Origin of the sequence: Aureimonas sp. Leaf427 (assembly GCF_001425485.1) — a bacterium.
GTDB lineage: Bacteria > Pseudomonadota > Alphaproteobacteria > Rhizobiales > Rhizobiaceae > Plantimonas.
In genome coordinates, this window is record NZ_LMQW01000051.1 from 18,644 (window position 1) to 41,145 (window position 22,502).

Here is a 22,502-nt window from a genome sequence, read left to right on the forward strand (position 1 = left end):
CGATCCTCGAAGCCGCAGGCGCTTCAGGTCGCAGGCGCGGACCCTTTCAAGGCGGGAACGGAGTCCTATGGGGACGTCGCCGCCGTTCGCTCGCGATGGCGGCCGAGCGCCTTTTCGTAGAGCGACAGCGTTTCCGCTCCGAGCGTCCGGCGCGAAAAGCGGCCGGAGGCCTCGAAGGCGCGGGCGCGCAGCGCTTGCCGAAGCCCGGCATCCTCGATCAGCGTCTTCAGCGCCCGCGCCAGATCGGCGCCGTTCGGCTCCGCCAGAAGGCCTGCGCCGGGTGCGCCGATGAAGGCGCGGGCGCTCGCATCCTCCGAACAGGCGACGACCGGTCGGCCAAAGGCCAGCGCCTCCTGATAGACGAGGCCGAAGGACTCGTAGCGCGAGGGCGCCAGGATGATGTGGGCCCGCTCGTACTCGATCTCCACCGCTTCAGCCGGCAGCCGTCCGGCCGCGCGGATGCGCGCGCGGGCCGAAGCGGGAACCCCGGCCGGCAGATCGGAGGGCTCGATGCCGACGAGCACCAGCTCGAAATCGAGCGGCGGATCGATGCAGGACAGCCGCTCGGCGGCGTCGAGGATCAGATCGAAGCCCTTCCGCCGCTCGGCCTTGCCGACGAAGAGGATGCGCACCGTGCCGCTTCCACCCGCCGGGCCCTCGCCCGGATAGGGCGCCGCGCGGCCGCGCGCGACGGTCTCGGGCTTCAGGCTGAGGCCGATCGCGGCATGGGGCGTGCCGTCCTTCGGCAGACGATAGGCTTCGGCGATCTCCGCCGCATGACTGCCGGTGTTCGAGATCAGCCCGTCGCTTCGCTTCGCGCTTCGCGCCTCCAGCCGATCGACGATCCAGCCGTCGAGCCGGGCGGCGACCGAGCCGCCGGGCTCGCGGGAGAGGGCCGCCGGCGTCGAATTGCGCGTGACGAAGGCGAAGCCCGGCCGCCCGGCGAGCAGGGCCCCCGGTCCATGCCAGTTCGTCGCCTCCACCAGATCGAACGCCTTCTCCCGGTGCAGCGCAAGCACGGCGCGGCGAACGGCGAGGGGCGCCGCGAGTGGCCCGAGCGGGCTCCGCTTGCCGATCTCGCATCCGACGATCGAGACGCCGGCGGACTGCGACCGCCCGGACCGGTCGAGGGTGAAGACGGTGACGTCCGTTCCGGCCTCGGCAAGGCTCTCGGCGATCTCGCGCGCGGCGGTCGAAAGCCCGGTCGGGCTCGGCGGGTAGTCCCAGGCGATCAGTGCCGTGCGCATCGTCCGCATTCCTCTCGTCGAAGGTCTTGGCCCTTGGGTCCCGGCGGGCCGCCCGCAACGGGCCGCAGGCTTCGTATAGGCGGGACCGTCGGCCTTCCAGATCTTTCGGCGTCCGAGGCCGTCTCGCCTTGCACCGTGGCCTGCCGGAATCCGCGCCGCGTCTCAGCGGCGGCGCCGGACGGAGGAGAGGACGCTGCGGATCGCGATGCTCGAATGGATGCGCGAGACACCGGGCAGGCGGGAGAGAATCTCCTTGTGGACGATCTCGTAATCCGCCGCGTTGCGCGCCTCGAGCCGCAGGATGTAGTCGGCGTCGCCGGTCATCAGATAGCATTCGCGGATTTCGGGATGCCGGCGCACCGCCGCCTCGAACCGGTCGAGGAACTCCTCGCTCTGCCGGTCCAGCGTGATGCGCACGATCGCGACCATCGCTTCAGCCTCGTTCGGCCCCGCCACGATGGCGGTGTAGCCCTGGATCGTCCCGCGCTCTTCCAGAAGCTGGACGCGCCGCAGGCAGGCCGATTGCGAAAGGCCGACCTCCTCGGCCAGCCGCGCATTGCTCATGCGCCCGTCCAGCCTGAGAAGGCGGACGATGTTGCGGTCGATCGTGTCGAGATCGCTCATGGCGGAATCGTGCTCAGGTGTCGAAGAAGGTTCGAAGGCGGGACGATCTTCGCAAGAGGCTTCGAGGGAACACAAGCCTCTTCGCAAAAACCGGGGCTACACTCGATGAAACAGCTCGATTGCGGAGGCCGCGCATGGACCTTGCCCGGACGAAGGACGACAGGGGCGCCGGCGGGCTGCTGACCATCGATCTCCACGCCCTGGTGGAGAACTATCGCGCCCTTGCAGCGCTCGCCGCGCCCGCTCGCTGCGCTGCCGTCGTCAAGGCCGATGCCTATGGGCTCGGCGTCGCTACGGTCGCGCCCGCCCTGATCCGCGCCGGCTGCCGCGACTTCTTCGTCGCCCATCTCTCCGAAGCCCTCGATCTCGCGCCCCATATCGGCACCGACGCCGAGACCTATGTGCTGAACGGCCTGCAGCCGGGCTCGGAATCCCTCTGCGCCGAAGCCGGCATCGTTCCCGTCCTGAACGGCCTCGAACAGGTGGCCGCCTGGCGCGAGCTGGCCGCGCGCATGGGCCGCGCACTGCCGGCGGGGCTCCAGGTGGACAGTGGCATGTCGCGTCTCGGCCTCTCCGCCGCCGAGGTCGAGGTGCTGACCGAGGGGGAGGGCAGCCTTGCCGGCATCGAGCTTCGCCTCGTCATGACGCATCTGGCCTGCGGCGACGAGGCGGAGAGCGCCTACAATCCCGAACAGCTCGCCCGCTTCCTCGACCTCGCCGCCCGCCTGCCCAAGGCGCCGCTCTCCATCGCCAATTCCGGCGCGACGGCGATCGGCGGCGATTTCCGGCAGGACCTCGTGCGTCCCGGCGTCGCGCTCTACGGCGTCGGCCCGACCGCCGGGCGTGCGAACCCCATGAAGCCGGTCATCCGGCTCGATGCCCGCGTGATCCAGACGCGCGCGGTGCCGGCGGGAACGCCCATCGGCTACGGCTGCACGCTGGTGTCCGACCGCCCGATGCGGCTCGCCACGATCGCCGTCGGCTATGCCGACGGCTGGCCGCGCTGCCTCAGCGGCGTCGGTGCAGCCTACAAAGGGTCCGTCCGCCTTCCGATCGCCGGGCGCGTCTCGATGGATTCGATCATCCTCGACGTCTCCGGCCTGCTCGACGGCGCGCTGACGCTCGGCGACACGGTCGAGCTGATCGGGCCGAACCAGACGCTGGAGATGGTCGCGGCGGATGCCGGCACCATCCCGTACGAGATCCTCACCGGCCTTGGCCGCCGCTATGCCCGCCGCGTTCTTTCGGCCTCCAACCTCGATGGAATCCTCCCATGAAGGTCACCATTCTCGGCAGCGGCGTCATCGGCGTCACCAGCGCCTACTACCTGGCGAAGGCCGGCCACGAGGTGACGGTGATCGACCGCCAGCCGGCGGCGGCTCTGGAGACGAGCTTCGCCAATGCCGGCGAGATATCGCCCGGCTATTCCTCGCCCTGGGCGGCTCCCGGCATTCCGCAGAAGGCGGTGAAATGGCTGATGATGAAGCATTCGCCGCTGATCATCCGGCCGAACGCCGATCCCGCCATGTACGCCTGGATTGCGCAGATGCTCGCCAACTGCACGTCCGAGCGCTACCAGCTGAACAAGTCGCGCATGGTCCGCGTCGCCGAATATAGCCGCGACTGCCTGATGGCGCTGCGCGACGAGACCGGCATATCCTACGACGAGCGCATGGCCGGCACGCTCCAGGTCTTCCGCACGCAGAAGCAGCTGGACGGCATCGCCAAGGACGTGGAGGTTCTGAAGGAGGGCGGCGTGCCCTTCGAAGTGCTGGATGTGGACGGCTGCGTGCGCGCCGAGCCGGCGCTCGGCCATGTCCGGCAGACGCTGGTCGGCGGCCTCCGCCTGCCGAACGACGAGACCGGCGACTGCTTCAAGTTCACGCAAGGCCTCGCGAAGATCGCCGAAGGCCTCGGCGTCACCTTTCTCTACGGCACCGACATCACGCGCCTTTCGGCGGAGGGCGACCGCGTCACCTCCGTCGAGACGAGCGCCGGGCCGATCGCCGGCGATCTCGTGGTCGTCGCGCTCGGCAGCTACAGCCCCAAGCTTCTGAGGCCGCTCGGCATCAAGATCCCGGTCTATCCCGTGAAGGGCTATTCGATCACCGCGCCCATCGTGGACGAGAGCCGCGCGCCGGTCTCGACCGTCATGGACGAAACCTACAAGATCGCCATCACCCGCCTCGGCGACCGCATCCGCGTCGGCGGCATGGCCGAACTCTCCGGCTTCTCCTCCGACCTTCCTCCCGCCCGGCGCGCGACGCTGGAGCAGTCGGTCTCCGACCTTTTCCCCGGCGGCGACCTGAAGGCCGCCACCTTCTGGACGGGCCTGCGCCCCATGACCCCCGACGGCACCCCCATCATCGGCCGGACCCGCTACACCAACCTCATGCTCAACACCGGCCACGGCACGCTCGGCTGGACCATGTCCTGCGGCTCGGCGAAGATCCTGGCGGATCTCGTCTCGGGGGTGAGGACGAACATGGACGTGTCGGATCTGTCGATGGCGCGGTACGGGTGAGCGGCGGCTTGGGCGGGCCTCTATCCATCGGGTTCGGTGCGGAAACACTCCCGTTGAGAAACTGGGCCATTCCGCTATGTTGTACGAAAATACAAAACGTTGAACGAGGGTATGGCATGGCAAAAAATCAAGGCCGCTCTCGTCCAAGCAAGACGGTTCTGGATGTCGATGATCCATCGGGTATCGGCAAACGCACTTTGGGCAACGACCTTGCCGTCCGCTCGATCCAGAGCGGCAAGATGGTCGATGCCGTCATGCACGCCGCTGCCAGTGAGGGCCTGACCGTGGCGAAGGACGGACGCATCGCGGGCCGTGTCAGCAGCGAACTGATCGCGAAGGCCAAGGCCAGGACGGGGCTTGCCTCCGACACCGAGCTCATCGAGTTCGCTTTGGCGACCATCGCGATCGAGGACGACTTTGCCGAGGCGTTCCATGCCGTGCGCGGGACGATCGATCCTGACATGGACCTCGGATTCTGACATCGTGGGCTTCGACTTCGGCACAGCCGAGCGCGTCAGGAGAAGCGATCCCGGTCGAACGCTCGCCCGGCGCGCGGACGACCATTTGCCCTATATCGGCGACGAGGCGAGCGCCGGCGGCCCGCTGCTCCTCGATACCTGCGTCTATATCGACCAGTTGAAGGGCACCGCGCCCGACGCCGTCGACAGGCTGATGGACATCCGGATCGTGAACCACTCGATGGTCGCCGTCGGGGAACTGATGTTCGGCCTCGGGCAGCTCCGTGAGGACGACCAGCGCAGCCCGGCCGTGAAGGCTGGGATCGAGCGCCTCGTCCGGGCAATGCCGGAGCACCGACAACTCGTGCCGGACGCCGACGTCATCGGCCGGGCCGCGGTCCTTGCCGGAATGCTCGGCCGCACGCAGGGCTATGCCAATGACGACAAGATGAAAGCCCTGAACGACTGCACCTTGTTTCTTCAAACGGAGAAGTTCGGCCTCACGCTCCTGACGGCCAATATTGCCGAATTCGACGTCCTGCTCCAAGTCCGTCCGCAGGGACGGGTCCTTCTGTATCGTCCAGTGCCGGCACGACGAGCCAAGTAGTCCTGACGTCAGAGAGCCGTACGGCTTGTTCCGATGTCACCACGTTGACGATAACCCTGCGTCTACATCCGCTTGTCGGTTGAGATCGCTTCAGTCGATCCTCGCTAGACATCGGGGCTATACCTTCCTCACTCCGGCAGCCGCACCCCCGTCACCCCCGCGATCATCCGGGCCACCGACGCATCGTCGTCGCGCCCCATCCCGGCCGCCGCCGTCATGAGATACATCTGCAGGGACGCCCCCGCGAGCTGGGTCGGAAAGCGTTCGGCGCGGCCCATGTCGGCGACGATGCCGAGGTCCTTGACGAAGATCTCGACGGCGCTGCGGGGTGTGTAGTCGGCGTCGAGGATGTGGGGAACGCGGTTCTCGAACATCCAGCTGTTGCCGGCCGACTGGGTGATCACCTCGTAGACCTTGGGAAGGTCGAGCCCGAGCTTGGCGGCGAAGGTCATGGCCTCGCAGGCGGCGGCGATGTGAACGCCGGCGAGGAGCTGGTTCACCATCTTGAAGGACGCGCCGATGCCGGCCTCGTCGCCGAGCCGGTGCACGGTCGCGGCCATGGCGGACAGCGCCGGTTCGGCCCTGGCGAAGGCAGCCGGGCTGCCCGATGCCATGAAGGTCAGCTCGCCCGTCGAGGCGCGCGCGGCCCCGCCGCTCATCGGCGCGTCGAGATAGAGAAGGCCCTTCGCCTCCGCCGCCGCGCCGAGGCGGCGCGCGTCGGCGGGCGCCATGGTGGCGCAGGAGACGACGACGCCGCCTTTCGCCATCCTGTCGGCGGCTCGCCCGTCGCCGAAGAGGATCGCCTCCGTCTGAGCCGCGTTCACGACGACGGCGACGAGGATGTCCGCGCCCTCGGCCGCGTCCGCGGCGCTTTCGGCCACGCGTCCGCCTTCGGCGCCGAGCGCCTCGCGCTGGCCGGGCGCCACGTCGTAGCCGGAGACGGCGAGCCTCGCGCGAAGGCCGGCCTTCGCCATGCCGAGCCCCATCGAGCCGAGCCCGATCACCGCGACCTTGCAAGCGCCGTCCGTCATGTCCCGTCCTCCCGGCCGCCCCGCCGCGACTGGAAGGACGCGATCTTTGTCGGGACGGCATTGCGACGCGGTGATAGTCATCACCCCATCCAATGGGAGGGAAGCTTATGTCCGCAGGAAATGGCAAGGGCGAAACCGTCGGTTTCATCGGCCTCGGCTACATGGGCCACGGCATGGCCAAGAACATCGTCGAGAAGGGCTATGCCCTCCACGCGCTGGCCAACCGCCGCCGCGAGGCGATCGAGGATCTCGTCGGCCGCGGCGCCGTGGAGGCGGCTTCCGTCGCCGAGATCGCCGGGGCCTGCGATGTCGTCGTCCTCTGCCTGCCCGGCTCGCCGGAGGTGGAAGCCGTCGTCGCCGGGCCGGACGGGCTGCTGGCCAATGCGAGGCCGGGCCTCGTCATCATCGACACCTCGACCGCCAATCCCGTTTCCACCCGCCGGCTCTACGATCTCGCCGCCGAGAAGGGAGTCGCCTTCGTCGATGCGCCGCTCGGCCGCACGCCGAAGGAGGCCTGGGCGGGCGAGCTGGATTCCATGGTCGGCGCCGAGCCCGACGTCTTCGAGCGGGTGAAGCCGATCGTCGGAACCTGGTCCGGCCGCATCATCCATACCGGCGGCCCCGGCGCCGGACACACGATGAAGCTCCTGAACAACTTCCTCTCGCTCGGCTATGCCGCGCTCTATGCCGAGGCGCTCGCCATCGGCGAGAAGGCGGGCGTCTCGGCCGAGACCTTCCACGGCGTGATCGCGGGCGGCCGGATGGATTGCGGCTTCTACCAGACCTTCATGGGCTACGTCGTCGGGCGCGATCCGGAGGCGCACAAGTTCTCCATCCGCAACGCCCACAAGGACATGCGCTATCTCGTCGGCATGGCGAACGAGGCGGGCGTCGCCAGCCACGTCTCCAGCGCCGTGAAGAACTCCTATGCGACGGCGGACGGCATTGGCCGGGGCGGCGACTTCGTGCCCTTCCTCGCCGACATCGTCGCCGAGCAGAACGGTCTTCCCAAGCGGAGCTGAGGGCAGGCCGCGCATCGGATCGCTCCCGCGAGCTTGCGTGCATCCAAGCGGGGCGCCGCGCGTTTCAACTCGACATCGTCAAGGAGACTGAAGCGTGTCCAACACATCCGCCATCAAGGAACATATGGAAGTCGTCGGAGCCGACGGCGTCCATATCGGCACGGTCGACAAGGTCGAAGGCGACCGGATCAAGCTGACCAAGAAGGACAGCGGGGAGGGCTCCCACAGGGGCCACCACCATTTCATCTCGACAGGGCTTATCGCCGAGGTCGAGGGCGACAAGGTCTGGCTGTCCGCCAATGCCGACGTGGCCGTTTCCTTCGAAGAGGAAAAGGATCGTCAGGGTATCTGACAAGTCAGGCCCCGACACGAAAAGGCCCGGCACGGCCGGGCCGAACTTCCCGGGGCCGGCCACGAAGGCCGGCGGAAGGACCTTCCGTCAGACGGCGGAGGGAACCAGAAGCACGTCCGGCGGCACGTGAAGCGCTTCGCCGATCGCCTTCAGTTCATCCGGCTTCGGAGTGGCGCCGTCTTCGATGGCGTCGATCCGGGCCGGCGGAATGCCGGTGTCTTCCGCAAGCTCGCCGACCGTGATCTCGGTCTCGACGCGAAAGGCGCGCACGGGCGGCACGCCGTCCTCGATCGCCTCGATAACCTCCTCGGGTATACCGTCCTCACGCATCGCTATCCCTTTTCCGATTTTCCATTAACCACGGAGTGGCTAACGCCGCTTCCCCCGCGGACGTTGCGATGGTCCGCGACAATTTCGACCGTGATGTGACCACCTGTCGTCCCGCCTTGCAAACGATCCGTCCTCGCGGCGCGTCGCTCCGCGGCCATTCCCCGTCACCTTGCCTCGGCACCGCGATCGTGGAAAACCTGCCGAAACGGCGTTCTTCAGCACAGCTGAGCGCCTGCCCGTTCCCCAATACGGGCGCTTCCAAACCCCTCGATGACCGGACCCTCCCGATGAAGCCTTCCCTCGTTCAGCTCTGCCATCTGACGCCCGATGTGGAGGCCGTTCTACACGAGCGTTACGAGGTCACGCGGCTCGCGCCGACCGACGATCCGGCTTCCGTGGCGGGCCTCGATGCGGGAGCGGTGCGCGCGATCGTCACGGGCGGTCATATCGGCGTGACCAGGGACTTCGCCGACAAGCTTCCCGGGCTGGAGGTCGTCTCGATCAACGGCGTCGGCTTCGACAAGGTCGATCTCGACCACGCCAAGGCGCGCGGCATCCGCGTTTCCAACACGCCGGATGTCCTGACCGACGACGTCGCCGATCTCGCGGTCGGCCTCACGATCGCGCTCTTGCGCGGCCTCGTTCCGGCCGATGCGCATGTTCGCTCCGGCGCTTGGCTTCAGGGCGATCGGCCGACCGGGCTTCGGCTTTCCGGGCGCCGCGTCGGCATCTATGGTCTCGGCCGCATCGGTCGCGCGATCGCGCGCCGCTTCCAGGCCTTCGGCTGCCCGATCGCCTATTCCGGCCGCCGGCCGCACGACGTCGACTATCTCTTCCAGGAAAGTATCATCGGTCTCGCCGAAGCGTCCGACATCCTCGTCGTCGCCGCCTCCGCCTCGCCGGAGACGCACAACGTCGTCGACCGCGCCGTGCTCCAGGCGCTGGGGCCGCGTGGCATCCTCGTCAACATCGCCCGCGGCTCGCTGGTGGACGAATCCGTGCTGATCGAGGCGCTGCGCTCGGGCGTGATCGCCGGCGCCGCGCTCGACGTCTTCGCCGACGAGCCGCGCGTGCCAGAAGCCTTCTTCGGCCTGCCGAACACCGTGCTGGCGCCCCATATCGGCAGCAACACGGTGGAGACGCGCAAGGCCATGGGCGACCTCGTCCTCGCCAATCTCGAAGCGCATTTCGCGGGCCGGCCGATGCCGACCGCGCTCGTCTGAGCGCGTTTCTCGCGAGAAGAGATCGGCATTTCGATGCCGGTCCTCGAGTTTGTTAGGGATAAGCGGGAACCGGTTATCCCTGATAGACAAACGACAAAAATGGAATCGAGAGCCTGTCTGGTTCCGTATGAACCTGACAGGCCTTCGGCGCCTCCGTGCCTGTCAGGCGGTCCAGCCCGCCGCGTGGGCATTGACGTAGATCGAGTAGAGCGAGGTCTGGCCGGTGATGTAGAGCCGGTTCCGCTTCGGGCCGCCGAAGCAGAGGTTGGAGACGATCTCGGGAACGTTGATCCCGCCGATATGAGTGCCGTCGGGCGCGTAGACAGCGACGCCCGCGCCCGTGGAGGCCCAGATGTTCCCGTTCGTGTCGGCGCGGATGCCGTCGAAGAGGCCGGAGGGGCAGGTCGCGAAGTGGCGGCCGTTCACGGCCTTTCCGCCGGCGTCGATATCGTAGACGCGCATCAGCCCTTCCATGTCGGGCCGATGCGTCGCGCCGGTGTCGGCGACGTAAAGCAGGCTCTCGTCCGGCGAGAAGCAGAGCCCGTTCGGCTTCACCATGTCGGTGATGAGGCATTCGAGAGCGCCGCTCTCCGGGTGGAGCCGATAGACGTTCGAGCCGTCGAGCTCGGGTGCGCTCTGGTGGCCCTCGTAATGGGTATCTATGCCGTAGGTCGGGTCCGAGAACCAGATCGAGCCGTCCGACTTCACCACGGCGTCGTTCGGCGAGTTCAGGCGCTTGCCCTCGAAATTGTCGACGAGCCCCTTCCAGCGGCCGTCGAACTCCAGCCGCGAGATGCGGCGCCCGCCATGTTCGCAGGCGATGATTCGACCCTGATGGTCCAGCGTGTGGCCGTTGTGATAGCCGCAGGGCTTCTCGAAGACCGAGACGGCGCCGCTGCCCTCGTCGAAGCGCAGCAGCCTGTCGTTCGGAATGTCCGACCAGACGACCGACTTCGCCGCCGGGACATAGACCGGGCCTTCCACCCAGCGTCCGCCGGTCCAGAGATGCTCCAGCTTGGCCGGGCCGAAGATGAGGCGCGAGAAGCGCGGATCGCGGATGTCGTAGTCGCTCAAGGCAGAAAGGCTTTCGCTCGTGTCGGATGAGAGGCGGGCCCGGCCGAAGCGGCGGGGCCGGCTACGACCGTCTCCACCGGCGGCGCGTCGTCGCGCGCGCCCTGCGGAAGACCCGTTTCGATGGAGAGCCCGGAGGCAGGCGACGGCACGATGCGAAGCTCCTCCCAAAGCTCTTGTGTGTGCGACATGATAGCCTCAGCCGCCGCCCGGTCAACGCTTTGGCCGGGCGGATCGGCGGGAGGTGCGGCTTATCCCACGGCGCCCGCCGCGCTACTTCGCGTGGGCCTCCACCCAGGCGGTCATTTCTGCGATTTCCGTCTCCTGCGCGGCGATGATCTTTTCCGCGAGCGTCCGAGAGGCTGTGTCCTTGCCGTGTTCCAGCTCGACCTTCGCCATGGCGATGGCGCCGCGATGATGGGCGATCATCCCGCAATTGAAGGCGAGATCGGCATCCTCGATCGCGGCGGCCGCCGTCATCGGCCCGTGCATCACCTCCATGGCCGCCATGTTCGCGGCCTGGACGGGCGAAAGATCACCGCTCATCGAGCCCTGCATCGCCATGCCCGGCGCCATGCCGCCGGCCGCGTCCGCCTTGGGCTCGGCGGCCTTGCAGGCGGCGGGCGTCTCGGCGGCCATCGGGCTCATCGAATGGCCGGCATGCGGATCGGCGGCCTTGCCGGCCTCCTCGGCAAGGGCCGGGCCGGCCGAGAAAAGCGCGGCCGCGAGGATCGCGTGGCGGAGGCGGCGAAGGGTCATGGAAATCTCCTGTCTCGTCGGTAAGGCGCGGGCTCTGGCGAGGCTTCCGGCGCCACGACGGGGACGATGATCCTTCCAGTAAGGGGAGGGTCAAGCCCTTCTGCTTCGAGGAGCGTCGGGCGGTCACGGAACCCGGTTCCATGGACCGTCCGACGCTCTTGCTTGACGGCGCGGCGAGCGATGTGGAACACCGCCGGCCTGCCCGCATGCGCCCGGCGCATCGGCCCATGGGAGAAACGCCATGTCCGCTCGCATCGCCGTCGTCGGCTCCAACATGATGGACCTCGTCACCTATGTCGGCCGCATGCCGGAGGCCGGCGAGACGCTGGACGCTCCCGCCTTCGCCATGGGCCATGGCGGCAAGGGTGCCAACCAGGCGGTCGCCGCCGCGCGGCTCGGCTCCGATGTGGTGATGGTGTCGAAGGTCGGCGACGACGCCTTCGCCGATGCGCAGCTGAAGAACTTCGCCGCGAACGGCATCGACACCGCCCATGTCGGCCGCGCCGAAGGCGCCTCCGGCGTCGCGACGATCCTCGTCGAGGAATCCGGCGAGAACCGCATTCTCATCGTGCGCGGCGCGAACGACCGGCTCTCGCCCGCCGATGTCGACGCGGCCGGCGAGGCCCTGCGCTCGGCCAAGCTGATCCTCCTTCAGATGGAGGTTCCGCTGGAGACGGTCTATCGCACGGTCGCCTTCGCCGCCGAGCACGGCATCGAGACGCTGGTGAACCCGGCACCGGCCGTGGCCGGCCTCGATCCCGCGCGCATCGCCTCGGCGACCTTCGTCGTGCCCAACGAGACCGAACTGGCGCTGCTCACGGGGCTTCCGACGGGCACGGAGGCCGAGGTCGAGGCCGCTGCGCGCTCGCTGATCGCGCGCGGGATCAAGGTTGTGATCGTGACGCTCGGCAGCCGCGGCGCGCTGCTCGTCGAGGCCGCCGGGGTGCATCACGTCAAGCCGATCCGCGTGGAGCCCGTCGATACGACCGGCGCCGGCGACGCCTTCATCGGGTCCTTCGCGCATTTCTATGCGGGCGGCATGGCGCTGCGCGAGGCGCTGGACCGAGCCGCCGCCTATGCAGGCCACTCCATCACCCGGCGCGGCACGCAGTCCTCCTACGCGACGGCGGAGGAGTTCGCGGCGCTCGCCACGAAGGGCTGATTAAGGGCTTCGAAAGCCGCGGGCGACGACGCGTCCCTGCCCACGGAGCGCGGCCGGCGCTTATCGCAGGCGGGATTCGGCGAGTTCCTGCAGATACGGGTTCTGCTCCCGCGCGGCTTCGTAATCGCCGGGCTCGATCGTGACGCTGAGGATCGCCAGCTGGTCCGCCGGGGCGGTCGCAAGACGCGTGCCGTCGGGCGCGGCGATGCAGGAAAGGCCCTGATAGGCGAAGCGCTCGTCCTCGCCGCAATGATCGACATAGACGACGAAGATCTGGTTCTCGAAGGCGCGGACCGGCACGACATGCTCGGCGACGAAGCGCGCGCTTTCGCTGCGGGGAAGGGCGGTCGGCACGAAGACGATCTCGGCGCCCGCCAATGCCAGCTCGCGCACCCGCTCGGGAAACTCGACGTCGAAGCAGACGAGCATCCCCGCCTTCATGCCCGCGACCTCGAAGATCGGCGAGGGCGCGCGCCCGGGCACGAAGAGCGCCTTCTCGTAGTCGCCGTAGAGATGGCGCTTGGCATAGACGATCGGCTCGGCGCCGGGCTGGGCCGCCACGGCGGCATTCAGCACGCCGCCCGCGCCGAGGACGGCAAGACCGGTCACGATGGTGATGCGGTGCTCGTCCGCCAGCCGCTTCAGCTCGGCGAGCGCCGCCCCCGTTCCGGTCCGCGCATCGCTGCCGATCATGTCGCCGGCGCCGTAGCCCGTCAGCGCGAGTTCGGGAAAGACGATGACATCGGCCCCGTCGCTCGCGGCATCCGCGACGAGCCAGCGGATGGCGGAGCGTCGGGCTTCGGGCGTGCCGAGTTCGGCGTCGATCTGGCAGGCCCTGACTTGCAATGGCGTCTTCCTTAAGGCTGCGTCCGCCGGGTTTCGGAGGGCGCGAAGGGCACGAGGCTGAGAATCTCGAAGAGCATCTGTGCCCCCGCCTGTGCGGTGTTGGTGGTCGCATCGTATTGCGGCGCGACTTCGACCACGTCGCCGCCGACGAGCGCGATTCCTGCGAGCGCCCGGATCAGCGCCTGGATCTCCCGCGTCGCGGGGCCCCCGATCTCCGGCGTGCCCGTTCCCGGCGCGAAGGCGGGGTCGAGGCTGTCGATGTCGAAGGAGAGATAGACCGGCCCGTCGCCGACGACGCGCCGCGCCTCCGAAGCGATCGCCTCGATGCCCATGCCGGGCATGTCCTCGGCATGGATCACGGTCATGCCGGAGGCCTTCGAGAACTCCCAGAGATATTCGGAACTGCCGCGAATGCCGATCTGGATCGTGCGCTCGGGATCGAGCACGCCCTCCAGGACCGCATGGCGGAAGGGCCCGCCATGGTGGAACTTGCACCCGTCGAACGGGCCGGACGTGTCGCAATGGGCGTCGATATGGATCATGCCGACCGGACGCCCGGCGCCGATGGCGCGCAGGATCGGCAGCGTGATCGAATGATCGCCGCCGACGGTCAGCGGGATCACGCCGGCCGCCACGATCTTCGCGATGGTCGCCTCGATGTCCTCGTGCGAACGCGCCAGATCGAACCGGCTGCGGAAGGGCACGTCGCCGATATCGGCGACGGCCAGTTCCGATCCCGGCATGGTCTTCAGAACATGGTTGTACGGGCCGATCCGCTCGATGGCGCGCAGCGCGCGCGGGCCGAAGCGGCTGCCGTTGCGGTTGGTCACGCCGAGATCCATCGGCGCGCCTATCAGCGCGACGTCGAGCTCGGCCAGATCGGGCGCCGACCAGTCGATGGTGCGAAACGGCATGTCGAGCAGCGTCGGCAGGCCCGCGAAGGGCGCGACGCGCGTGCCGCTCGGATTGATCAGCCGCTTGGCGATGCCGGCGAAATGCTCGTCGTGGATGGTGCTTTCGTTCGCGCCGGAAAAGCGCTCGCGGAGCGCGGCGAGCCTTGCCTCATCCATGGACGGTCTCCTCCGCGAAGAGCGCCTGCGCCAGCGCCAGCCGTTCGCCGAGATGGCCGAGCCGCTCGGAGGAGACGTTGGCGAAGGCGATGCGCAGATGGTTCTCGTTGCCGGGCCCGAAGAAGGGGCCGGGCAGGGTCACGATGCCGAGCTCGCGCGCCAGCCGCTCGGCCACGACCGCGGCCGGAATGCCCGGAAACGGGTGGCGCACATAGGCGAAATAGGCGCCGAGCTGCTCGATGCGCCAGTCGGGATGCGGCGCCATGGCGTTGCGGAAGACCTCGGCGCGCGCCTCGATCTCGGCGGCCGTCGTCCGGCGGTAGTCGGTGAGCCCCCCGATCGCCCAGGCGAGCACCGCCTGGGGCGGGCGCGGCGCGCAGATCTGGAGCGAATCCAGCACCTTCTCGGCCTCGGCCAGGAAATCCGCGCCGCCCGTCATCGCGCCCATGCGATGGCCCGGAATGGCGTAGGACTTGGAGAAGGAGTAGAGCCCGACCAGATGCTCGCGCCAGTCGGGCTTGCCGAAGAGCCCGTGCGGGGCGCGGTTTCCGGCCGGCAGGAAGTCGCGATAGGTCTCGTCGAGGATCAGCCAGAGTCCGTTCTCGGCGCAGAAATCGTAGATCGCCTCGATCGTCTCCGGCGGATAGATCGCCCCGGTCGGATTGTTCGGCGTGACCAGCGCGACCGCCTTCACCTTGTCGCTCATTGCAGTCTTCAGCCCGTCCAGCGTCGGCACGAACCCGTCCTCGGGCCGCGTTTCCAGAGGGCGGATCTCGATGCCGAGCATGTCGAGCGTCATCTGGTGGTTGAAGTAGAAGGGCACCGGCAGGATCACCGCGTCGCCGGCCCCCGCCACCGTCATGACGGCGACGAAGAAGGCTTGGTTGCAGCCCGCCGTGACGGCCACTTCGGACGGCGCCACGGGCGCGCCGTAGAGCGCCGAGACGTCGGCCGAATAGGCCTCGCGCAGCACGGTGTCGCCGAGCACCGCGCCGTAGCGCGCGCCCTCCGCGCTGGCGGCGGCCTCGCCGAGGCGCCGGGCGAGGTCCTCGGGCGGCGCGTTGCCGGGCACGGCCTGGCTGAGGTTGATCAGCGGGCCGGCGCGGCCGTCATAGGTCTGCGCCCAGCGCGCCGCCTGGCTGATCGGCGGCGCGGGCACCCGCGCCAGGGCGGGATTGATGGCGAGCATGAACGACGCCTCCGATCAGCGGCCGAGAAAGGCCGTGGTGTCGTCGAGGGCGAGGGCGAAGCGGTCCAGCATGTCCATCAGCTCGGGCTCGGTGATGATCATCGGCGGGCAGAAGGCGATCTGGTCGCCGATGGCGCGGATGATGACGCCGTGCTCGTGGCCCTTGTTGAAGAGATAGCCGCCCGCCTTGCCGACGGGATCGAACTTCTGCTTCGTCGCCTTGTCCGCCACCAGCTCCACCGCCGCGATCAGCCCGACGCCGCGAACCTCGCCGACGAGCGGATGATCGGAGAAGCGGCGGCGCAGCTCGCGCTGCAGGATCTCGCCCATGGCCGCCGCATTGGCGACGAGCTCGCGCTCCTCGATGATGGCGAGATTTTCGAGCCCCACCGCCATGGCGACGGGATGGGCGCCGGCCGTGAAGCCGTGTCCGAACGTGCCGATCTTGGCCGTGTTGTCCGCGATCGCCTGATAGACCGCGTCCGACATGAGGATGGCGGCGAGCGGCTGATAGGACGAGGTGATCTGCTTGGAGACGACGAGAATGTCCGGGTCGATCCCGTAATAGTCGCAGGCGAACATCGTGCCGAGCCGACCGAATCCGTTGATGACCTCGTCCGCGACGAGAAGGATGTCGTTCTTCCGGCAGACCTCCTGGATCTTCGGCCAGTAGCCGACGGGGGGCGGCAGCACGCCGCCCGCGCCCATCAACGGCTCGCCGATGAAAGCCGCGATCGTGTCGGCGCCGACCTCCTCCAGGTAGGCCTCGAACTCCGCGACGAGCCGGTCCGTGAACTGCTCTTCGCTCTCGCCGGGCAGGCCGAAGCGCCAGAAATGCGGGCAGGTCAGGTGCTTGACCGGAATGTTCGGCAGGTCGAAATCGCGATGGTTCGTCGGCAGGCCCGTCAGCGAGCCGGACGTGATCGTGATGCCGTGATAGCCGTTGATCCGGGCGACGAAGCCTTTCTTCTCGGGCCGCCCCAGCGCATTGTTCATGTACCAGACCATCTTGACGACGGTGTCGTTCGCCTCCGAGCCCGAATTGGTGAAGAACACCTTGCGCAGGCGCTCCGGGCTGATCTGGATCAGCCGCTCGGCGAGCAGGATGGCCGGCTCGTTCGATTTGTGGCTGAACGAATGGTAGTAGGGCAGCTTCTGGAGCTGGGCATAGGCCGCATCCGCCAGCCGCTTCTCGCCGAAGCCGACCGCGACGCTCCAGAGACCCGACATCGCCTCGATATATTTGCGGCCCTCCGTGTCGTAGACATAGACGCCTTCGCCCCGGTCGATGACGATCGGGCCGATCTCCTCGTGCTTGCGCGCATTGGTGACGGCGTGCAGCAGGTACTCGACGTCTTTGGCGTAGATCGAGTTCGGCAGGGCATTCGACATGGCGGCGCATCCGATGGCTCAAAGGGAGCCTTATCCTTAGCACCGCCTCAAGCCTGAGCGCAAAGCGGATGCGCCTCGAATCTAGGCGATGCTCGCGCGATGCGGCTTCGACAGGAAGCGCGAGCCGGCGGCGACGAAGCGCCAGGGCGTATCGGCGCCGCGCGTGATCCCGATGCGCAGACCGGCGGCCGTTTCGATTCGGGCGGTGCCGGCGCGAAGCTCGAAAGGGGGCGCGTCGAGCGCGCGCCCGTCGAGGCTCCGGTCGATGCCGAGCGCCTGTCCGAGGCGGCCGGGGCCGGAGGCGAGGAGCCTGATATCGGCCACGCCCCGCCGCTCGCGCATGGTCTCGATCCCCGCCGTCGGCTCCAGCGCGCGGATCAGCACGCCGCTGCCGTGTCCCGCCCGCTCGCAGACGACGTTGAGGCACCAGTGGATGCCGTAGGACCGGTAGACATAGGCATGGCCGGCGGGGCCGAACATCGAGGCGTTGCGCGGCGTCATTCCGCCGAACGTGTGCGAGGCCGGGTCGGTCTCGTCATAGGCCTCCGTCTCCACGACGATGCCGCCGACGCCGTCGACGAGAAGCGTCGCGCCGATCAGCTCGGCGGCGACGAGGGAGGAGGGGCGCTCGAAGAAGGCTGCGGGGATCATCGTCTTCCTGCCGTGCTCGTTCGCGCCTAGAAGGAAGATAAACTGCGGAGCGACCGCGTCTCGTCAAGCATCTTATTCTCATATAAGGATGTGTTTATATGATCGACGAGACACCGTCCCAAGCTGATCGCCGGGTGCCCATGACCAACCTCACCGACCGCCTCTTCGACGCAGCGCCCGTTCGCGAGGACTCGCTGACGGCCCTGAAGCGCGCCGCTGCCGAGCGCATTCTCGTTCTCGACGGCGCCATGGGCACGCAGATCCAGGGGCTCGGCTTCCACGAGGAGCATTTCCGCGGCGACAAGTTCGTCGGCTGCGAGTGCCACCTCCAGGGCAACAACGATCTTCTGATCCTGACGCAGCCCAAGGCCATCGAGGACATCCACTACGCCTATGCGATCGCGGGCGCGGACATCATCGAGACCAACACCTTCTCCTCCACCTCCATCGCCCAGGCCGATTACGGCATGGAAGATCAGGTCTACGAGCTGAACCGCGACGGCGCGCGCCTCGTGCGTCGGGCGTGCCTGCGGGCCGAGGCCGAAGACGGCAAGCGCCGCTTCGTAGCCGGCGCGCTCGGGCCGACCAACCGCACCGCCTCGATCTCGCCGGACGTGAACCGGCCGGGCTTTCGCGCCGTCTCCTTCGACGAGCTGCGCATCGCCTATGCCGAGCAGATCCACGGCCTCATCGACGGCGGCGCCGACCTCATCCTGATCGAGACGATCTTCGACACGCTGAACGCCAAGGCCGCGATCTTCGCCTGCTCGCAGGTCTTCGAGGAGAAGGGCGTCACGCTGCCGGTCATGATCTCCGGCACGATCACGGACCTCTCCGGCCGCACGCTCTCCGGCCAGACGCCGACCGCCTTCTGGCATTCCGTGCGCCATGCCAGCCCCTTCACGATCGGCCTCAACTGCGCGCTCGGCGCCAACGCAATGCGCGGGCATCTCGCCGAAATCTCCTCCGTCGCCGACACCTATGTCTGCGCCTATCCGAATGCCGGCCTGCCCAACGAGTTCGGCCAGTACGACGAGAGCCCCGAAATGATGGCCGCGCAGATCGCGGGCTTTGCCGACGAGGGCCTCGTCAACATCGTCGGCGGCTGCTGCGGCTCGACGCCCGAGCACATCCGCGCCATCGCGAAAGCCGTCGCCGGCAAGTCGCCGCGTGCCATCCCCGAGCATGTCCCGCAGATGCGCCTGTCGGGGCTGGAGCCTTTCGTGCTGACGAAGGAGATTCCCTTCGTGAATGTCGGCGAGCGCACCAACGTCACGGGCTCGGCCAAATTCCGCAAGCTCGTGACGGCCGGCGACTTCGACGCCGCGCTGCCGGTGGCGCGCGATCAGGTCGAGAACGGCGCGCAGGTCATCGACATCAACATGGACGAAGGCCTGATCGACTCCGAGAAGGCGATGGTCGAGTTTCTGAACCTCATCGCCGCCGAGCCCGACATCGCCCGCGTTCCCGTCATGATCGACAGTTCCAAATGGTCGATCATCGAGGCCGGCCTCAAATGCGTGCAGGGCAAGCCCCTGGTGAACTCGATCTCCATGAAGGAGGGCGAGGAGGCCTTCCTCAAGCAGGCCCGGCTCGTGCGCGCCTATGGCGCGGCCGTCGTCGTCATGGCCTTCGACGAGGAGGGGCAGGCGGATACCGAGGAGCGCAAGGTCGCGATCTGCACGCGCGCCTACAAGCTCCTGACCGAACAGGTCGGCTTCCCGCCGGAGGACATCGTCTTCGACCCCAACGTCTTCGCGGTGGCGACGGGCATTGAGGAGCACGACAATTACGGCGTGAACTTCATCGAGGCGACCCGGCGGATCGTGGAGACCCTGCCGCATGTCCACATTTCCGGCGGCGTCTCGAACCTCTCCTTCTCCTTCCGCGGCAACGAGCCCGTGCGCGAGGCGATGCACGCGGTGTTCCTCTACCACGCCATCCAGGCGGGCATGGACATGGGCATCGTCAATGCCGGCCAGCTCGCGGTCTACGAATCCATCGACCCGGACCTGCGCGAGGCCTGTGAGGACGTCGTCCTCAACCGTCAGCCCAAGGCCGGCGGCACGGCGACCGACCGCCTGCTGGAGATCGCCGAGCGCTATCGCGGCTCGGCCGGAAAGCAGGCGCGCGAGCAGGATCTGGCCTGGCGCGAATGGCCGGTGAACAAGCGCCTCGCCCATGCGCTGGTCAACGGCATCACCGAGTATATCGACGCCGATACGGAGGAGGCGCGCCTGGCCGCCGCCCGGCCGCTGCATGTCATCGAGGGCCCGCTGATGGACGGCATGAACGTCGTCGGCGACCTCTTCGGCGCCGGTAAGATGTTCCTGCCGCAGGTGGTGAAGTCCGCCCGCGTGATGAAGCAGGCCGTCGCCCATCTCCTGCCCTTCATGGAGGAGGAGAAGCGGCTGAACGGCGGCGAGGAGCGGCAGGCCGCCGGCAAGGTTCTGATGGCGACCGTGAAGGGCGACGTCCACGACATCGGCAAGAACATCGTCGGCGTCGTCCTCGCCTGCAACAATTACGAGATCATCGATCTCGGCGTCATGGTGCCGGCCGCGCGCATCCTGGAGGAGGCGCGGAAGCACAAGGTCGACGTGATCGGCCTCTCCGGCCTGATCACGCCCTCGCTCGACGAGATGGTGCATGTCGCCTCCGAGATGGAGCGCGAGGGCTTCCACATCCCGCTTCTCATCGGCGGGGCCACGACGAGCCGCGTCCACACCGCCGTCAAGATCGACCCGCGCTACAATGCCGGCCAGACCGTCTACGTGACGGACGCGAGCCGCGCGGTCGGCGTCGTCTCGAACCTCCTCTCGCCGGAGGCGCGGGACGGCTATGTCGCGGGCATTCGCGACGAGTATCTGAAGGTCGCCGCCAACCACGCGCGCAGCGAGGCCGAGAAGAAGCGCCTGCCGCTGGAACGCGCCCGCGAGAACGCGATGAAGCTCGACTGGTCCGCCTACGTGCCGCCGCGCCCGAGCTTCCTCGGCACCCGCGTCTTCGAGAGCTACGATCTGGCGACGCTGGCACGCTACATCGACTGGACGCCCTTCTTCCAGACCTGGGAGCTGAAGGGCCGCTATCCGCAGATCCTGGAAGACGAGAAGCAGGGCGAGGCCGCGCGGTCGCTCTTCGCGGATGCGCAAGCCATGCTGAAGCAGATCATCGAGGAGAGCTGGTTCCGGCCGCAGGGCGTCATCGGCTTCTGGCCGGCAGGCTCCGTCGGCGACGACATCCGCCTCTTCACCGACGACAGCAGGGCAGAGGAACTCGCCACCTTCTTCACCCTGCGCCAGCAGCTCTCCAAGCGCGACGGCCGCCCGAACATGGCCCTGTCCGATTTCGTGGCGCCCGTCGGCTCCGGGGCGGGCGACTATGTCGGCGGCTTCGTGGTCACGGCCGGCATCGAGGAGGAGGCGATCTCCAATCGCTTCGCCAAGGCGAACGACGACTACGCCTCGATCATGGTCAAGGCGCTCGCCGACCGCTTCGCCGAAGCCTTCGCCGAGGCCATGCACGAGCGCGTGCGCCGGGAGTTCTGGGCCTATGCGACCGACGAGACCTTCGCCCCGGAGGACCTTGCCGGCGAGCCCTACAAGGGCATCCGCCCCGCGCCCGGCTATCCCGCCCAGCCCGACCACACGGAGAAGGTGACGCTCTTCAAGCTGCTCGACGCGGAGAAGGCCGTCGGCGTGACGCTGACGGAGAGCTACGCCATGTGGCCGGGCTCCTCGGTCTCCGGCCTCTATCTCAGCCATCCCGAGTCGCACTATTTCGGCGTCGCCAAGGTCGAGCGCGATCAGGTCGAGGACTACGCGGCCCGCAAGGGCATGGCCGTCGCCGAGGTCGAACGCTGGCTTGGCCCGATCCTCAATTACGTGCCGGTGGCGGAGGCGGCGGAGTAGGAGGCGGAATTATTCGCAGCGGGTGGACGTTTGCTGCACGGCACATGGATGCCGGCCGGCGCGAGGCGCCCCCCTCTGGTCTGCCGACCATCTCCCCCTCAAGGGGGGAGATCATTCTCGCTGCGGACGGCTCAAGCCGATCGACGCCTTCAAAGCTGCCGATCTCCCCCTTGAGGGGGAGATGCCCGGCAGGGCAGAGGGGGGCGCCTCGCGCTAATCCCTCGCACATGACCCGATATCAAACGTCGTCATACCCACCGTCGTCCGCCGCGAACCCATCGTCCGTGCCGGCATCGTTGAACGACGCATCCTGATAGCCGGCATCGTCCGCCGCTCCGGTATCGGACACATCCCGCACATCCTCCTGCGGGGCTTCGTAGATGTTGTTCGTGACGGTCTCCGTCACCTCGGTCGTGCCGGCGGCCGCGGCGGTTTCGCCGCCGAACAGGCCGCCATGTCCGCCGAGCATCGAGCCGAGCGCGCTGCCGAGCATGACGCCGCCGGCGACGCCCACCGCCGTCTGCGCCGCGCCCGCCAGGAAACCGCCGCCTCCCATCCGGCCGCCGAACCCTGGCGTTGGCGGGGCGTAACCTTGCTGCGGATAGGCGACAGGCTGAGGCGCGTAGCCCTGCGGCGCCGCGGGCTGCGAATAGGCGCCGGGTTGCGGTTCGGCCTGTCCCCAGGGCTCGCGCGCGCCGACGCCGGGCACGGAGGTTCGCGCCGCCGTGCCGAAGCCAGCGCCGGCGCCGGCGCCGGGCGCGCGAGAGACGAAGCCGCCGCCCGAGCTTGCCGCTGGCTGCGCCTTCGCGGCCTTTTCCAGCTCGTCGATCCTCGCCTGCATTGTCGTCAGCGCCAGATCCTGCATGACGACCGTCTGCGCGAGATAGTAGGGGGCCGCCGGCTGGCGCTGCACCCGCTCGGCAATCAGCCGCTCCGCCTCGGCATCGCGCGGCCCCGCCTGCCGCTCGACATCCTCGATCCGGGTGAAAAGGCCGTCGATGGCCTCGCGATCTCTCGTATCCATGGCACCTCG

Annotated in this window: 21 protein-coding genes; 9 read left to right on the forward strand and 12 right to left on the reverse strand. The window is 68.2% G+C overall.

All coding sequences use genetic code 11. The annotated features are described in order from the left end of the window. Positions 1–65 precede the first annotated feature (65 nt). Together ASG62_RS20900 and ASG62_RS20905 are read right to left on the reverse strand one after the other, a co-directional pair. Positions 66–1,247, reverse strand: a complete 1,182-nt coding sequence (locus tag ASG62_RS20900; protein ID WP_056690732.1) for a glycosyltransferase family 4 protein — start codon at positions 1,245–1,247, stop codon at positions 66–68. A 162-nt stretch (positions 1,248–1,409) separates the two neighbouring features. After that, positions 1,410–1,871: an Lrp/AsnC family transcriptional regulator gene (locus tag ASG62_RS20905; RefSeq protein ID WP_056689843.1), complete on the reverse strand. Its 462-nt coding sequence runs from the start codon at positions 1,869–1,871 to the stop codon at positions 1,410–1,412. A 134-nt stretch (positions 1,872–2,005) separates the two neighbouring features. Between ASG62_RS20905 and alr the strand changes: the two genes are divergently transcribed. The 4 genes from alr to ASG62_RS20925 are packed head-to-tail and all read left to right on the forward strand — an operon-like array spanning position 2,006 to position 5,460. Next, positions 2,006–3,148, forward strand: a complete 1,143-nt coding sequence (gene alr / locus ASG62_RS20910; protein WP_056689845.1) for an alanine racemase — start codon at positions 2,006–2,008, stop codon at positions 3,146–3,148. Next, on the forward strand, positions 3,145–4,395 hold the full coding sequence (locus ASG62_RS20915; RefSeq protein ID WP_056689849.1) for a D-amino acid dehydrogenase: 1,251 nt from the start codon (positions 3,145–3,147) through the stop codon (positions 4,393–4,395). The genes alr and ASG62_RS20915 overlap by 4 nt, the downstream gene beginning before the upstream one ends. Continuing rightward, positions 4,392–4,874, forward strand: coding sequence for a hypothetical protein (locus tag ASG62_RS27730; protein ID WP_244488609.1), 483 nt, complete (start codon positions 4,392–4,394; stop codon positions 4,872–4,874). The genes ASG62_RS20915 and ASG62_RS27730 overlap by 4 nt, the downstream gene beginning before the upstream one ends. A 4-nt stretch (positions 4,875–4,878) precedes the next feature. Further along, positions 4,879–5,460, forward strand: coding sequence for a DNA-binding protein (locus ASG62_RS20925; RefSeq protein WP_320409393.1), 582 nt, complete (start codon positions 4,879–4,881; stop codon positions 5,458–5,460). A 128-nt stretch (positions 5,461–5,588) separates the two neighbouring features. Here ASG62_RS20925 and ltnD read toward each other — a convergent pair whose 3' ends face one another. Then, positions 5,589–6,491: an L-threonate dehydrogenase gene (gene ltnD / locus ASG62_RS20930; protein WP_056689855.1), complete on the reverse strand. Its 903-nt coding sequence runs from the start codon at positions 6,489–6,491 to the stop codon at positions 5,589–5,591. Positions 6,492–6,598: 107 nt separating this feature from the next. Here ltnD and ASG62_RS20935 point away from each other — a divergent pair, with 107 nt between their 5' ends. Then, a complete protein-coding gene (locus ASG62_RS20935) occupies positions 6,599–7,513 on the forward strand; it encodes an NAD(P)-dependent oxidoreductase (RefSeq protein WP_056689858.1) in 915 nt (304 codons plus the stop codon). 94 nt (positions 7,514–7,607) lie between these two features. Then, entirely contained in the window at positions 7,608–7,865 is a 258-nt protein-coding gene (locus ASG62_RS20940; protein WP_056689860.1) for a DUF2171 domain-containing protein, read from the forward strand. A gap of 87 nt (positions 7,866–7,952) precedes the next feature. On the opposite strand, the gene ASG62_RS20945 is transcribed toward ASG62_RS20940, so the two are convergent. After that, positions 7,953–8,195: a helix-turn-helix domain-containing protein gene (locus tag ASG62_RS20945; protein WP_056689863.1), complete on the reverse strand. Its 243-nt coding sequence runs from the start codon at positions 8,193–8,195 to the stop codon at positions 7,953–7,955. 287 nt (positions 8,196–8,482) lie between these two features. Here ASG62_RS20945 and ASG62_RS20950 point away from each other — a divergent pair, with 287 nt between their 5' ends. Further along, positions 8,483–9,418, forward strand: coding sequence for a 2-hydroxyacid dehydrogenase (locus ASG62_RS20950; RefSeq protein WP_056689866.1), 936 nt, complete (start codon positions 8,483–8,485; stop codon positions 9,416–9,418). Between the two features lie 162 nt (positions 9,419–9,580). Here ASG62_RS20950 and ASG62_RS20955 read toward each other — a convergent pair whose 3' ends face one another. Beyond that, positions 9,581–10,492: an SMP-30/gluconolactonase/LRE family protein gene (locus ASG62_RS20955; RefSeq protein WP_056689868.1), complete on the reverse strand. Its 912-nt coding sequence runs from the start codon at positions 10,490–10,492 to the stop codon at positions 9,581–9,583. A gap of 270 nt (positions 10,493–10,762) precedes the next feature. Further along, complete coding sequence (locus ASG62_RS20960) at positions 10,763–11,248, reverse strand: DUF305 domain-containing protein (protein ID WP_056689872.1); 486 nt, start codon at positions 11,246–11,248, stop codon at positions 10,763–10,765. A 241-nt stretch (positions 11,249–11,489) separates the two neighbouring features. On the opposite strand from ASG62_RS20960, the gene rbsK reads away from it, so the two are divergent. Then, positions 11,490–12,410, forward strand: a complete 921-nt coding sequence (gene rbsK, locus ASG62_RS20965) for a ribokinase (RefSeq protein WP_056689875.1) — start codon at positions 11,490–11,492, stop codon at positions 12,408–12,410. Between the two features lie 60 nt (positions 12,411–12,470). Here the strand turns inward: rbsK and ASG62_RS20970 are convergent, their stop codons facing one another. The 5 genes from ASG62_RS20970 to ASG62_RS20990 form a co-directional block, all read right to left on the reverse strand. Continuing rightward, positions 12,471–13,256: a nitrilase-related carbon-nitrogen hydrolase gene (locus tag ASG62_RS20970; RefSeq protein WP_056689879.1), complete on the reverse strand. Its 786-nt coding sequence runs from the start codon at positions 13,254–13,256 to the stop codon at positions 12,471–12,473. A gap of 11 nt (positions 13,257–13,267) precedes the next feature. Beyond that, a complete protein-coding gene (speB, locus tag ASG62_RS20975; protein ID WP_056689883.1) occupies positions 13,268–14,326 on the reverse strand; it encodes an agmatinase in 1,059 nt (352 codons plus the stop codon). Next, positions 14,319–15,515, reverse strand: a complete 1,197-nt coding sequence (locus ASG62_RS20980) for an aminotransferase (protein ID WP_056689887.1) — start codon at positions 15,513–15,515, stop codon at positions 14,319–14,321. Before ASG62_RS20980 ends, speB begins: the two co-directional genes overlap by 8 nt. A 15-nt stretch (positions 15,516–15,530) precedes the next feature. Continuing rightward, positions 15,531–16,907: an aspartate aminotransferase family protein gene (locus ASG62_RS20985; RefSeq protein ID WP_056689892.1), complete on the reverse strand. Its 1,377-nt coding sequence runs from the start codon at positions 16,905–16,907 to the stop codon at positions 15,531–15,533. Between the two features lie 81 nt (positions 16,908–16,988). Further along, complete coding sequence (locus ASG62_RS20990) at positions 16,989–17,558, reverse strand: DNA-3-methyladenine glycosylase (RefSeq protein ID WP_056689901.1); 570 nt, start codon at positions 17,556–17,558, stop codon at positions 16,989–16,991. Between the two features lie 140 nt (positions 17,559–17,698). Here ASG62_RS20990 and metH point away from each other — a divergent pair, with 140 nt between their 5' ends. Further along, positions 17,699–21,469, forward strand: coding sequence for a methionine synthase (gene metH / locus ASG62_RS20995; protein ID WP_056689906.1), 3,771 nt, complete (start codon positions 17,699–17,701; stop codon positions 21,467–21,469). Positions 21,470–21,707: 238 nt separating this feature from the next. On the opposite strand, the gene ASG62_RS21000 is transcribed toward metH, so the two are convergent. Next, entirely contained in the window at positions 21,708–22,493 is a 786-nt protein-coding gene (locus ASG62_RS21000) for a DUF2076 domain-containing protein (RefSeq protein WP_056689910.1), read from the reverse strand. Positions 22,494–22,502 lie beyond the last annotated feature (9 nt).